The sequence below is a fragment of the Nostoc sp. genome (assembly GCF_036916985.1).
GTDB lineage: Bacteria > Cyanobacteriota > Cyanobacteriia > Cyanobacteriales > Nostocaceae > Nostoc.
Map to the genome: position 1 here is coordinate 53,671 of NZ_JBALFD010000092.1, position 13,830 is coordinate 67,500.

Consider the following 13,830-nt stretch of genomic DNA (forward strand, 5'->3'; position numbering starts at 1 on the left):
AAGAGTTAAACCGAATCATTTTGAGGAATGGTATTGTTTAGTTGAGTCTGCGCCAGTGCCACCACAGCTTGAACTAACTCTTCTGGATCGAGAGGCTTGGTAACGTGTCGTTGATAACCACTGGTTATAGCTCGTTCGTAATCATCAATTCTGGCATAAGCAGTCAAAGCGATCGCGGGAATTTCTCCGCCTTTTTCGGGGGTTAAAGTGCGGATCTGTTGAATTAGGGAATAACCATCAACTTCGGGCATCCCAATATCACTGACTAAAACATCGGGTTTAAAGGACTCCAGATTTGCTAAAACTTCTGCCGCAGAGGCAACAGTCAAGACTTCTGCTCCGTATTCAGCAAGCAATACTGTTAATAACTCACGGGCATCGGCATCATCATCAACTGTGAGAACTCGAATCCCTGTAAGTTCGAGTGCTGGTTGTGGCAACTCATCTGGCTGCTTGATTTCCGGTTCAATATTCAGCAGTGGTAACTGGACTGTAAAGGTGGCTCCAAAGCCAACACCTGGACTATCAGCTGTGATCGTGCCGCCGTGAGCCTCAACCAACTGCCGGACGATCGCTAACCCCAATCCTAACCCCCCATACTTGCGAGTAATTGAGACATCTTCCTGACGGAATGACTCAAAAATATGCGGGAGAAACTCAAGGTTAATACCAATGCCCGTATCACTGACGGTAATCTCTGCCTGATTATCGACTGGCTGTAGTCGGATTTCTACCCGTCCTCCGTTAGGGGTAAATTTGATCGCGTTAGAAAGTAAATTCCAAACGATCTGTTGCAGGCGGTTAGGATCTCCAGAGACTTGCCCAATGTTCGGCAGTACCGGATGCAACAGAATTGATTTAGCAACAGCTGCGGTTCTTACCGTGTCGATCGCAGATTCAATGACAGATGCCAGATTCACAGGAGTAGCCTCGATGCTGAGTTTGCCGCGCAGAATCTTGGCGACATCGAGTAAGTCATCAATCAGTTGAGTTTGCAATTTGGCGTTGCGTTCAATGGTGGCTAAGGCTTCGGCTGTTTTGGCTTCACTAAATTTTCGGGTTTGTAGCAGTTTTGTCCAGCCGAGAATTGGGTTGAGAGGCGATCGCAATTCGTGTGAAAGAACAGCCAAAAACTCATCTTTGATCCGATTGGTGCGTTCGGCTTCGACTCTGGCTGCTTGCTCTTGGGCAAGTAGGCGATTGCGTTGGACTTCCAGTTGCTTTTGATCGTGAATATCTGTGCAGGTGCCAAACCATTTCATTACGTGCCCCTGTTGGTCTTTTAGCGGCATTCCCAGTACCAAATGCCAACGGTAGCTGCTATCAGCAACTCTTTTAAAGCGGTATTCGTGACGATAGCTACTGCCACGATCCACAGCATTATTCCACATAGATTGAGCCGCTTGTCTATCGTCTGGATGAACGGCTGATAACCAACCCTGCCCTAAAATCTGTTCAAAGGTCAATCCGGTATAGTCACACAATCGTTGATTCGCGTAATCGCACCAACCACTGGCATTACAAGTCCAAACAAGTTGCGGAATCGCCTCTGCTAGGTAGCGGTAGCGTTCTTCACTTTGTCGTAATTCTTCCTCTACCTGTTTGCGATCGGTGATATCTTGCACATTGCCCAGCATCCTTACCCCATTACCCACAGCATCATAGAAAACCTTAGCTCTAGCTGCTAACCAGCGAATGCCATCAGGGTGTAAAATGCGGTAATAAGTTTCATAATACTCTTGCTGTTGCTGAATAGTATGATTCACTATTTCATTGGCTGAGGTGCGATCGTCTGGATGCAGGCGGTTTAACCACTCTTCAAAGCTGACTTCCTGTGTAGTTGGGTCAAACCCTAACAGATTGCAGTACTCTTCAGATACATGAGCTATGTTGCGGCTAATGTCCCAATCCCATACTCCCGATCGCGTAGCTTTGTATGCTAGTTTCAATCGGGCTTCGCTCTCCTGCAATAGGAGTTCTGTCTTTTTGCGCTCGGTGATGTCTCGTGAAATCAATAAGATTCGTTCCATCTGCCCAAAAGCATCCAGAATCGGGCTAACGACCACTTCCCACCATTTGGAAGTACCTTTTACAGTTGGGCAGTATCCGCGAAAAATTCTGACTTCGCCTGTTTTAGCGGCAGCGAGTGCCTCCTCTGCCTGTTGTCGATAGCTGCCTTCCCAGAAACAGAGCCATTCAGTATTGAGATGGGAATTTAAGTCGTCAATTTCCATTAAGCAAAGCCCGCCTGTATTCATGTACAGGAGCCGCCCATCAAGGCTTAATACTTTGATGCAGTCAGAACTGCTTTCTAAAATGCGGTTCTTAAATTCTTCACTCTGGCGCAGGGCTTCTTCGGTTTGTTGGCGAACGGTGATATCTCGCCAAGTGGCAACAAATCCATCTCCAAATTTAGCCACGCGGATATCAAAGGCTCTAACTAAGCGTTGTTTTCCGTACTCATCTTCATAAACTAGGCTGTCTTTAATCAGCGGTTGTCCTGTTTCTACTACCTGGCAATATTCATCAAACAATCCACTTTCACGATGCCCTGGTAGTAATTCACACAACCCCCGCCCAATCTGCTGCTCATAAGTCATTTGATTGTTGAAACAAGCCGCATCATTGACATATTCAGTCACAAAATCGACAATCTGTCCCTGCTGATTCCGCACAGCACGGTATACACCAAAGCAGTCCAGCATATTTTCAACCGATGTGCGGAAGCGTTCTTCACTGTCTCGCAGCGCTTGCTCTATCTGCTTGCGATCGCTGATGTCTTCAGCAATCCCGGCAAACCGATAAATTTCTCCTGTTTCATCTTGTAGGGGAAAGCAGCGATCGTGAACCCAGCGAATACTGCCATCGGGTAAAATAATCCGATATTCCTCATCAAAGTTACCTGCGACAGCTTTTTCATGAAACGCTCTGTCTGTCGCTTCTCGATCCTCTGGGTGAATACGATCGACCCATGCTTGTTGTCCTTGATACAATTCCTGCGGGTTCAATCCCCACAGTTTTTTATATGCAGGACTGACATAGCTAACTCGATTTTCCAACACTTCTTTGATCCAGAACACCACATCAATATTTTCTGCAAGCTGCCGAAAACGTTCCTCACTCTCGCGCAGAGTTTCGGTTGACTGTTTGCGTTCGGTGATATCGAGATCGATACCTGCCATCTGAATCGGTTGCCCGTGTTGGTCGTATAGCACCTTGCCCTGGCTCAGTGCCCACCGAATTTTACCATTGGGATATACTACCCGAAATTCAATGTCATAATCTTCTCCAGTGGCGACAGCACGATCGACGGCTGCCAGCACGCGATCGCGATCGTCAGGGTGAACTCGCGCGGCAAACATCTCAAATGAGCCGTCAAACTCTCCTGGCTCCAGTCCAAATAAGGCTTCCAGGTTATCCGACCAGGAAATTTTTCCCGTCTGGATGTTCCAGTTCCATGTTCCCATTCGAGAGGCTGACAGTGACAATCGCAGCCATTCTTCGCTCTCCCGTAATTCTGCTTCTACCCGTTTGCGATCGGTCAGTTCATTCTGTACCTGCTGATAGAGTTCCGCCTGTCGAATTGCAATGCCAACTTGAATCGCCAGTTCTTTGAGCAAGTCGATCTCTAAGGGTTGCCACCTTCGAGGATTTGCACAGTTATGAGCAATTAGCAACCCCCAAAAGTGGTCATCGTAAATAATCGGCACAACCAGATTAGCTTTTACTTGAAACTGAGCCAACAATTCAACATGGCAGGGATCAATACTGCTATCCTGAATATCAAATATTGCCGTTACGTAACCCTGACGATAGCGTTGGATATAATTTTCGACAAAGGCGGTATCGTAGCTGACAGTTTCCGACGGATTCCATGCAAGGTAGTTCTCCGCGAGGCAGGGATCATACATAGTGCGGGAGAGCAGCGATCGCCACTGTGCCCCAACTGATTCTGATATTACTGTGCCATCGCCATCAGGTTTTAACTGAAAAACCAAGACGCGATCGGTGTGTAGAAATTCTCTGACTTCGCCTACAGTTGTTTGAAGAATCTCATCCAGATTCAGCGATTGGTGAATTTTCTGGGTAATATGAGAGACTACGCGCTCTCGTTCAATCCGCTGTTGTAGTTGGTTGCGTAGCCGCACTGTTTCAATTGCCCCATTGACTGCTATTTGCAGCCCTTCTGAGGTGATTTGCTCTTTGACAATATAATCTTGTGCACCCGCTTTGATCGCCTTAACTGCGATCGCCTCATTGCCCTGCCCGGTGACGACAATCACAGGTAGGCAAGGCTGTTGGGTCGAGGGTTGCAATCGTACCAGAAATTCCAGTCCGTCCATGTCGGGCAGTCGATAATCAAGCAACACAGCATCGGGCTGATGTTGCTGCCAAAGTTCTAGCCCTTGTTGTCCCAACGTCGCTTCTAGGATAGTGTAAGAAGATTCGCGATCGCGCAGCAAATACCGCCGATAGAGTTCTCGATCTTCTGGGGAATCATCGACAATTAAAAGAGTGCGCTGTTGCTGAGACATTGTGAATTAATTAATCAGGTAGATGTTAACCCACATTCCGCAGGTTGGCATATAAAAATTGACATTTTTCACTAAATCCTAAAAACCTCATAATGCCAGGATTTTACCATATTTGATAGATTTATTGGATCGCTATTTACATCTGCTTTGCATTAACTTGTTTGATAATTTTAATGTATAATTTTATTTCTGCTTACTTGTGAAATTTATATCACTTTTCCCAGAGAATAATTATAAATATTTACTCATTAATACAAATTATCGATGAAGATCGTCATAGTAATTTTAAATCATCTAGGAGAAATTAAATTGCTGGGAAGCTTATCAATAGGTGATTATAATCTCACGTTTGAATTCGGATTTCTATATCTGATTTATTAGTTATGATTGTGGGCATCTATGTAAAAATCTTAAAACCCTCTTTTTCTTTACTCCCTAAGCTTTGCAGTCTGAAGGATCGTTTTTTTACTCAGCATGAGATTAGAGCAATGGCAGGATATATAAACCGAATGCGATCGCTGTTATCACAATTGCAAATATGCTCAATAAGTAAAATAGATATAAGTCAACACAGTTTAGTTAAGCCTAAAACTCAACTTTTACGTAGGTTAGGTTTCTGTTTGATCTTCAACAATGGCACGATAACGGACTTCACTCTGCTGCTCTAGTTGGGCATAAGCATTAGCTTGCTGGAGGGCAATTCCCAGGTGAACTGCAAGTTGTTGCAGTAATTCAATTTCCATCAACTGCCACGATCGCGGGGCGGCCCTTTGACTAAATAATCTTGTGCGCCGACTTTCATCGCCTGAACTGCGATCGCTTCATTGCCCTGTCCTGTTACCATAATCACAGGCAAGCAAGGCTGTTGCAGACAGGATTGTAACCGAGCCAGAAATTCCAGTCCGTCCAGATCGGGCAGTCGATAATCCAGTAAAACCACATCTGGCTGATGTTGCTGCCAAAGTTCCAGACCTTGTTTAACAAGTGTCGCCTCTAAAATGGTGTGTGAATATCCTGGTCACCCAGTAAATAGCGCCGATAGAGTTCTCGATCTTCTGGCGAATCATCAACAATTAAGACAATGCGCGATCTCTGACTCATGACTAATCCTTGGGATAATCAGGCAGCGTCGTCACTTCAAACCAATACTCCACAAGCATCTGAATATCTCTTTTCAGTTGAGCAAAATTGATTGGCTTAACGATGTAGCTGTTGACACCGTATTGATAGCATACTTCAATATCTTTGGGATTGTTAGAGGTCGTAAACACCACCACCGGAATCATCTTTAAGTTGTCATCTTGTTTAATCCGGCGTAACACTTCTCGTCCATCGGTTCCGGGCAGGTTCAAGTCAAGCACAATCAAGCCAGGACGGGGCGCACTTTCGCGTTCCACATAGCTGCCAGTGCGATAAAGGAATGCTAACGCTTGTTCTCCATTCACACACCTCTGAATAGCGATCGCAATGGTAGAACGCCCTAGAAATCTTTGCAGTGCCTCAAAGTCTTCGTTGCTATCCTCGACAATTAAAAGTAGTGGCGTTTCCTGCATAAGGGAGGCTGAAATTCGACTCATGTATTTGCCTCCGCCGACAGAGTGAAGTAAAACGTACTACCTTCAGTAGGTGTAGATTCCACCCAAATTCTACCACCGTGACGTTCCACAATTTTGCGGGCAATGGTTAACCCTACTCCAGTCCCACCGCCAAAGTCATCCCGTCCATGTAAGCGGCGGAAGATTTGAAAGATTTTGTCGAGATGCTCTTGGGGGATGCCAATGCCGTTATCACGAACGTAGAAGCACTGGGGACTGGGGACTGGGGATGGTGGGGTCCCCTCTGGGGATAAGGGGTAATGGGGACTGGGGACTGGGGACTGGGGAAGAAACTCTTTTGAGATTTGCTTGGTTTGCCCCGATTCGATGAAACCAATTTCTACCCACTTCTGGGGTTTATCATTGTACTTAATGGCGTTACTAATCAGGTTGCTGAAGAGTTCGTTAATCTGAGCGCGATCGCCTTGAACGCTCTTCAGGGGTTGAGGAATCCGAAACTCAACTTCGCTCTGCGGTCGGGAAATGGTCAAGGTAGTGATTATCTGGGGCACTAACTCATTCAGATTCACTGGTTGCCGGATCAGTTCGGCGCGTCCCAACCGCGAGAAATGCAGGAGGGAATTGATCAAGTCTTCCATTCGCTGCGTCAGCCGCACCAAGGTTTGCAGTTTTGCCATTCCATCGCTATCTAGTACGTCTGCATAGTCTTCCATTAAGAAGTTAGCGTAGTTGTGAATACCCCGTAGCGGTTCTTTCAGGTCATGGGAGGCAACATAAGCGAAAGAATCAAGTTCTTCGTTACTCCGTTGTAATTCAAAATTCATCGATGCTAGTTTATCTGCCTGCCGTAACACAACGCCCACAATCAGGCTTCGTAGTTCAGTAACCACTTCAACTTCACAGGGTTTCCAGGGTAGGGCAGATCCTTGCACCGTTTCTTCCCATAATTCAAAGGATTTGCGAGGAGACATTCTTAAGCTGCCATCTGAGAAAACTTCCACAGGCTTGTTGGGGTTGCCGCCCCAATTCACAGTTTGAATTACCTCTGGGCGAAACCAGAGAATGTAATTGTGGTGAACTTTGGAAATTTCCAGGGTTAACACGCCACTAGCGATCGCTTTAAATGACTCGGCAGCAGGGTAATTTTTCGTGAGCGATCGCGTCTCAAACAAGTTATGATGCAGTTGAGGTTTAATCCAATCAAGTAAGGCGTGTATCTCTGACTCAGATGGCGTTTTACCCACTTTAATATACTGCTCGCCACTACATATCACCGCTCCCGTGGCGCTGACCAGATTCAGTAATTGAGATTTCATTTGCACCATGCCATCCAGGAAATACTCAGCCTGAGACAACCCTTCCACAAATTGAGTTTGTAATGACTTTAATTGACTTTTGTAATCAATATCTTCACTTGCTTCTTTATTTGCCAGTTCCACAGACATCACCTGTCCAATGAACTCACAGATGGTGCGGATATTGTAAGAAATATATTTGGGTGACGAATGGTGACAGGCAATCAATCCCCAAAGCTTTTGTTCGTGCATCAGGGAAATAGACATGGAAGCGGTCACGCCCATATTTTGCAGGTACTCTAGATGAATCGGAGAAACACTCCGCAACACCGAGAGACTGAGATCCAACGGTTGATTTGTTAAAGGATTGTTCGCTGGAATTAAGGTGACAGGCTGGTAGCTGGCATTTGGAATCAGCCGCAGCCAGTTAAGGGTGTATAGCTGTCGGGCTTGCTTAGGAATATCAGAGGGCGGATAGTGTAAATCCAAATAGAGCGTTTCCTGATTGGTGTCTTCAGCGATGACACTACCTGCCCCTTCGCGATCGAATCTATAGACCATAACGCGATCAAAGCCAGTGATTCGCCGGACTTCTTTCACCACAACCTGGCACATTTCTAGCAACGTTGGTGCTTTCTGAATACGGGTAATGGTTCCTCTTACCTGTTGATAGAAGTCAAAAAAGCCTGTTTTATATTTCGCTTTTTTCGGCTCTAATTCTAGAATAATAATATTATTTAAATGATGTATAATACCATCAAAATAAATTGATTTGTTTTGATATTTGATAGACAAATTGAGGGGATTAACGCTCTCAAAATTCTCTGCCAGACATTGTTGAATTAGTTTAATCTGCTTGACATTGAGTAAATCTGATAGCGGCTTGCCCAGCAAGTCATCAGGTTGATGACCAACAACTTCCTGGGTGTTGCTGCTCACCTGAAGGATTTCCAGGGTAGGATCTTGCAAAACCAGTAAAACCCCGTGAGGCTGGATCAAACTGGGAATGTGGATAGGTTCGCGATCGCAGTTTGTCAAATCAATGATCTCATCAGTCATTCTCTGTTTATCCAACTCCTCATTAGAACTCTGATTTCAAGGAGGCAGTAGGCAGAAACTCTTTATATCTGAGATTTTGAGTCCTGCATTTTGTACCTCACTTAAAAGCAAACTCCTCTATTCACACTACTAGCCTAGACTCAAACTGAGGCTTTGGCTTCTACTCTTGGCTTAATGTTTCAATCAACAAATCTACCTGCTGTTGTCGCTGCTGCAAAAAACCTTCGCACTGACGCAAATATTCCACAGCAGTGGCAAATTGGTCAAATACAGCTTCCAATTCCAACTCACCCGCCTCAATGCGAGTAATAATTCCCTCTATCTCAGCAACCTTCGCCTCGTAATTCCAACCTTCCTCAGAACTAGAAGCACCCTTACGTTTAACCATTCAACTCTCTGCGTCCTCTGCGTCTTGGCGGTTCGTTTACTTCCATAACCTTCACTTTAACCCCACCCTGCCCCAACTGAATCACTAACTCTTCTCCCGCTTCCAACTCCGCCGCCGAACGAGCGATCGCCCCATCTTCCCTTCTCACCACCGCATAACCACGCTGTAACACCGCTTTCGGGTCAAGACTAGCCAACTTCTGCCGCAATAACTCTAAATGCTGCCTTGCTTGCTGCGATCGCCCCGTCGTAATTTGCACCAAATGCTGACGCTTCCAAGCTAGCTTTTCCACCTCCTGCTGCACTTGCCGATCTAGCCGCAAACGTCGCAAACGATTCCGTAATACTTGCAGTTTATTCTCAGCATTTTCTTTAAAGTCATGCACCGCCTCATGTAAAGCCACAACTCGCTGGCGATGTTCAATATACAACTCTGAAAGTGATGGCACTACCATTTCCGCCGCCGCAGTTGGTGTATGCACACATACATCTGCGACTAAATCTGCTAAAGATTCATCTCGTTGATGGCCGATCCCAGTAATTACAGGAATAGAACAACTAGCAAGCGATCGCACCACTCGTTCATCATTAAAGCAAGCCAACTCTTCCACCGCGCCACCACCCCGCGATAAAATTAGCACTTCGGCGCGTCCATCTCTTTCCACCCGCTCAATTGCTTTGACGATAGATTCCGGTGCTTGCTCACCTTGTACTGTAGCTGGAGAAAATAAAACGTGTAAACCTGGATACCTTTGCTTGAGAGTTTTTTGAATATCACCCCAAGCAGCAGCCGTTGGGGAAGTGACAACAGCGATCGTTTGGGGGTGAGTGGGGAGCGATCGCTTTCTTTGCGCGTCGAACAACCCCTCAGCTAGCAAACGATTTTTGAGTTGTTGATAGCGTAGCGCCTGCAAACCAACACCAGCAGGTAGAGTCTGCCAAACTGATAACTGATACTCTCCCCGTTGCGGATAGACGCGAATACTACCCAAAATGATTATTTGCTCACCAGGAACAGGCATTTGGGCGAGTTTTGGCAATTGGCTATTCCATACTACACACTTAATTCCGGCGGTGCGATCGGGATCTTGCAGCGTAAAAAATAACCCACTGCGATGGTTGTTAGCGCTGGAAACTTCGCCAGTTACCCAAACTTGCCGCAATTGTTCATCTTGCTCTAACAGCAAGCGGATATAGTCAGTTAATCCAGATACCGAAAGCGCTGTATCGAGTATCAAAGAGTCGGGAAGGTCGGAAGTCATCAAAGATGCCTGAAAGCATTTGTGCTGGAGAGATTCTAGCATTTTAATGAAAACCAAAGCTTAACCGAGTAAACGCTTTAATCTTTTGTAGACATCATCATCATTGCGCTTACCGACTAAAATCACTTCTATTAAATCGCGATCGGGAAAATACCTGTAAATAATTCGATATTCACCACTATCAACTCGATATAAACCCTGATAACCAGATAGCTGCTCACTATCAGCCGGTAAAGGCTCAACATTCAAAGCCAAAACCTTTTTTGCAATTTGGGCTGCTATTTTAGGCTGTAAACCGTTCAGAAAATCAAGAACAGTTGCTAGACCATCAAGCTTCGCCATTAGCTAAATGCTCTAATGCAGATGTAAAAGCCTCTGTACCAATCATTTTGGACTGACTCAGAGCAACTTCAGCAGCTTGACCGAAAACCATATCCTCTAATTCTTCCAACCGATTCATTAATTTTTGGTAGCTCTCTGCTGAGATAATCACATGGCTAGGCCGTGATTGCTTAGTTAGTAGAACTGGCTCAGTAGCAGCCTTATCAAAAACCTCACCATGTTTGTTACGAGCATCTGTGAGAGTGTAGGTCTGCATAGACATTTTGGCTATTTTAGACATTTTGACTATATTCTAGCAGATAACTCTTCTCAGTTCAATTCTGGCTTCACAGAACTTGCCAGCTTGTTTATGTAAATAGAGTAGAGAAGAATTCAGCAGTGAACATAACTTACCCTAGAAGCTTTCTACATCAATCCCGACCTAATGAAGTCGCTGTAGATGATATGCTGATTGGCATGGCGATCGCTCCTAATTTAGCAACCTCCGCAAATGCTCACGAGTCCGGTTCTACTGACAGTGTTGTTTAGGTAATTTATTTTTTCTTTGAAAACCCTTGCTTACCCAGCCAAAAAAAGCTATCTCTGAATGCAAGTTGGTATCATTGTGCAAAACTACCCTAATCTGGTAGCGATCGAGTTACGATCTTGTCACACCCCTTTTTTGATTTGAGAAGTCCTATTCCAGAATTTTCTGGTTAAAATAGTATATCTGTTCTACTCAAACTCCGACACCAACACTCCTTAAAACCATATATTAAGAGGCATTAGAGGCAGGAATGGCTATCAACACCGATACTTCTGGCAAGCAAAAAGCACTGACTATGGTGCTAAACCAGATTGAGCGCAGCTTTGGTAAAGGGGCAATCATGCGCCTGGGCGACGCTACCCGAATGCGGGTGGAAACAATTTCCAGTGGGGCGCTTACCCTAGATTTAGCATTGGGTGGTGGTTTACCCAAGGGTCGGGTAATAGAAATTTATGGCCCGGAAAGTTCCGGTAAGACTACAGTCGCGCTACACGCCCTCGCCGAAGTGCAAAGAAATGGCGGTATTGCTGCCTTCGTTGATGCTGAACACGCCCTTGATCCTACTTATGCTGCGGCATTGGGTGTAGATATTGACAATTTGCTGATTTCTCAACCTGACACTGGCGAATCAGCTTTGGAAATTGTCGATCAGCTGGTTCGCTCTGCTGCGGTTGATATTGTAGTCATAGACTCAGTAGCAGCGCTGGTTCCCCGTGCTGAAATTGAAGGCGATATGGGTGATGCCCACGTTGGTCTGCAAGCGCGGTTAATGAGCCAAGCCCTACGTAAAATTACAGGCAACATTGGTAAATCTGGTTGTACAGTAATTTTCATCAACCAGTTGCGGCAAAAAATTGGTGTTACTTACGGTAGTCCAGAAACTACTACTGGTGGTAACGCATTGAAATTTTACGCTTCGGTGCGTTTGGATATTCGTCGGATTCAAACCTTGAAAAAAGGTACAGATGAATATGGTAATCGCGTTAAGGTGAAAGTCGCCAAAAATAAAGTAGCGCCGCCTTTTAGAATAGCGGAATTTGACATTATTTTTGGTAAAGGTATTTCTACCTTGGGTTGTGTTGTTGACCTAGCAGAAGAAACTGGCATTATTATCCGTAAAGGTGCTTGGTATAGTTACAACGGCGATAATATCTCCCAAGGACGAGACAACGCTATTAAGTATCTAGAAGAAAAGCCTGAATTTGCTGAAGAGATTAAGAAACTGGTGCGTGAAAAGTTAGATAAAGGCGCTGTTGTTTCTGCTAACTCTGTAGCTAAAGCCAGTGAAGAAGATGAAGAGGAAGAAGTCGATTTAGAGCCAGAAGAATAAAAAATGTGGATTTATTAATCTGCAATTGCTAATAGATGGTGCGTTACCAAGATAGATAACGCACCTTATTTTTTCTAAAAATCTCGATTTTGGTTGAATGCAAGCCTAAATCCAGACAGTGAATAGCTTTGGACTGATAAACACATCCTACTTAATATTTTGGCGTAGTGGCGTGGCAAGGCTAAAATGTTGCAAAAAAATTGTAGGTTGGGGAGCCACTGCGTTGCGCGGGTTCCCCGCGTTGTAGCAAGTGGCGTTGGAGGCTTTGCGTAATCCAACATCCTGATATGTGTTTGGTTACGCTCCGCTCCACTTAACCTAACGTGAGTTCGACGAATCATGTAGTGTCCATCTAATTAGCCGTAAAAAAGACCTCTAAGAAGGTTTTACTATGCAAAACCGTCCCTCTCCGACTCGGAGCTACGGTGTACACACAAGTCTTGAAATTACACCTTACACTTGGTTTCGTCGTCTATCCCTAAGCTGTTGGATCGCTCCGAAAGCTTGTCATTGCGAACGCGAGTGCGTCTCGTAGAGAGGAGGAACGACGAACGCAAGAGCGTGTCGCAGACAAGCAATCGCAAAAACTACGGGATTATGCGATTACTTCGCTCCGCTCGTAATGACAATTTATTGGGTCTAGCAAGCTTGAAACCCTTGTAGATACCACTTGTGTTTACACCGTAGCCGACTCGACTTGAACTTTAGTTCAAGGCAGGGAGAGGTTTATCGAACTCACGTTAACCTACGTCTAATGCACAATTTTTTTGCTTGCCATATCACTAGAAGCAGAGAAGGAGGAAAAATGTTAATTAGGGTTTCAGCCTGAAGTTGACACTAATGACCAGCTATATGGTAATATTTCATGGCATTATGCTCAAAAACTTTGTCTAAAATCAAAGAGTAGCCAACCCATGAGTTTAGCTGTAATTAAGTTCTCTTCAGAAGAGTGCGGCATCTGCCACAAAATGTCTTTTTATGACAAAAAGGTGGCTGAAGAACTGGGTTTAGAGTTTATCGATGTCAAGATGCAAGATACGACTGCTTACCGCAAGTATCGCAAGATTTTATTAACTCAGTATCCCGATAAATCAGAAATGGGATGGCCTACTTACATCCTCTGCAATTCTCCAGAAGGGGAATTTCAGATTGTGGGTGAGGTAAAAGGAGGTCATCCCAAAGGGGAGTTTAGAAGCCGTCTGCAAGAGGTTCTGAATTCCACAACAGCTAATCAGAACTAGTTATCTCAAAAGATTTGACCTCTAGGACGGGGCCAATCATGGCAATAGTCATGACATCTTCACGTACTTGTCCTTTTACTTTTGCTTTTTGTCCGGCTTTGAGTAAGTCTTTGTCAGCCCCTCTGAGGATTTCGTAAGTAACACCCTCTTCTGTGACTAACGCCCATGCGCCTGTACCAATATCACGGCGTTCGATTGTACCTGTAAGTGTGATGCTCATAAGAGTGCTGAGTGCTGAGTGGGGGAGGGCAGGGGAGGCAGGGGAGAATAGATTAATAACCAATGTCCAATGCCCCA

At 45.1% G+C, this 13,830-nt stretch carries 13 protein-coding genes; 3 read left to right on the forward strand and 10 right to left on the reverse strand.

Annotation, left to right across the window (positions count from 1 at the left end):
• Positions 1-5: 5 nt before the first annotated feature.
• The 9 genes from V7L07_RS29695 to V7L07_RS29735 all read right to left on the reverse strand — a co-directional run bounded on the left by V7L07_RS29695 (position 6) and on the right by V7L07_RS29735 (position 10,716).
• A complete protein-coding gene (locus V7L07_RS29695) occupies positions 6-4,535 on the reverse strand; it encodes a PAS domain-containing protein (protein WP_335062846.1) in 4,530 nt (1,509 codons plus the stop codon).
• A gap of 608 nt (positions 4,536-5,143) precedes the next feature.
• On the reverse strand, positions 5,144-5,278 hold the full coding sequence (locus V7L07_RS29700) for a hypothetical protein (protein ID WP_335062848.1): 135 nt from the start codon (positions 5,276-5,278) through the stop codon (positions 5,144-5,146).
• A complete protein-coding gene (locus V7L07_RS29705) occupies positions 5,278-5,535 on the reverse strand; it encodes a response regulator (protein WP_335062980.1) in 258 nt (85 codons plus the stop codon). The genes V7L07_RS29700 and V7L07_RS29705 overlap by 1 nt, the downstream gene beginning before the upstream one ends.
• Before the next feature lie 103 nt (positions 5,536-5,638).
• Entirely contained in the window at positions 5,639-6,112 is a 474-nt protein-coding gene (locus tag V7L07_RS29710) for a response regulator (RefSeq protein WP_335062850.1), read from the reverse strand.
• Positions 6,109-8,445 (reverse strand): ATP-binding protein, encoded by a 2,337-nt coding sequence (locus V7L07_RS29715; protein ID WP_335062852.1) that lies wholly within the window; start codon positions 8,443-8,445, stop codon positions 6,109-6,111. The genes V7L07_RS29710 and V7L07_RS29715 overlap by 4 nt, the downstream gene beginning before the upstream one ends.
• A 160-nt stretch (positions 8,446-8,605) precedes the next feature.
• Positions 8,606-8,833 (reverse strand): exodeoxyribonuclease VII small subunit, encoded by a 228-nt coding sequence (gene xseB / locus V7L07_RS29720; RefSeq protein WP_099102361.1) that lies wholly within the window; start codon positions 8,831-8,833, stop codon positions 8,606-8,608.
• Positions 8,826-10,094 (reverse strand): exodeoxyribonuclease VII large subunit, encoded by a 1,269-nt coding sequence (xseA, locus tag V7L07_RS29725; protein ID WP_335062854.1) that lies wholly within the window; start codon positions 10,092-10,094, stop codon positions 8,826-8,828. The genes xseB and xseA overlap by 8 nt, the downstream gene beginning before the upstream one ends.
• Before the next feature lie 60 nt (positions 10,095-10,154).
• Positions 10,155-10,436, reverse strand: coding sequence for a type II toxin-antitoxin system RelE family toxin (locus tag V7L07_RS29730; RefSeq protein ID WP_289796253.1), 282 nt, complete (start codon positions 10,434-10,436; stop codon positions 10,155-10,157).
• Complete coding sequence (locus tag V7L07_RS29735; protein WP_335062856.1) at positions 10,423-10,716, reverse strand: type II toxin-antitoxin system Phd/YefM family antitoxin; 294 nt, start codon at positions 10,714-10,716, stop codon at positions 10,423-10,425. Before V7L07_RS29735 ends, V7L07_RS29730 begins: the two co-directional genes overlap by 14 nt.
• Positions 10,717-10,814: 98 nt before the next feature.
• On the opposite strand from V7L07_RS29735, the gene V7L07_RS29740 reads away from it, so the two are divergent.
• The 3 genes from V7L07_RS29740 to V7L07_RS29750 all read left to right on the forward strand — a co-directional run bounded on the left by V7L07_RS29740 (position 10,815) and on the right by V7L07_RS29750 (position 13,533).
• Complete coding sequence (locus V7L07_RS29740) at positions 10,815-10,964, forward strand: hypothetical protein (protein ID WP_335062858.1); 150 nt, start codon at positions 10,815-10,817, stop codon at positions 10,962-10,964.
• Between the two features lie 248 nt (positions 10,965-11,212).
• A complete protein-coding gene (gene recA, locus V7L07_RS29745) occupies positions 11,213-12,292 on the forward strand; it encodes a recombinase RecA (RefSeq protein ID WP_012409437.1) in 1,080 nt (359 codons plus the stop codon).
• 914 nt (positions 12,293-13,206) lie between these two features.
• Complete coding sequence (locus tag V7L07_RS29750; protein ID WP_334778218.1) at positions 13,207-13,533, forward strand: thioredoxin family protein; 327 nt, start codon at positions 13,207-13,209, stop codon at positions 13,531-13,533.
• On the opposite strand, the gene V7L07_RS29755 is transcribed toward V7L07_RS29750, so the two are convergent.
• Complete coding sequence (locus V7L07_RS29755) at positions 13,520-13,753, reverse strand: hypothetical protein (protein ID WP_335062860.1); 234 nt, start codon at positions 13,751-13,753, stop codon at positions 13,520-13,522. The genes V7L07_RS29750 and V7L07_RS29755 overlap by 14 nt on opposite strands.
• Positions 13,754-13,830 lie beyond the last annotated feature (77 nt).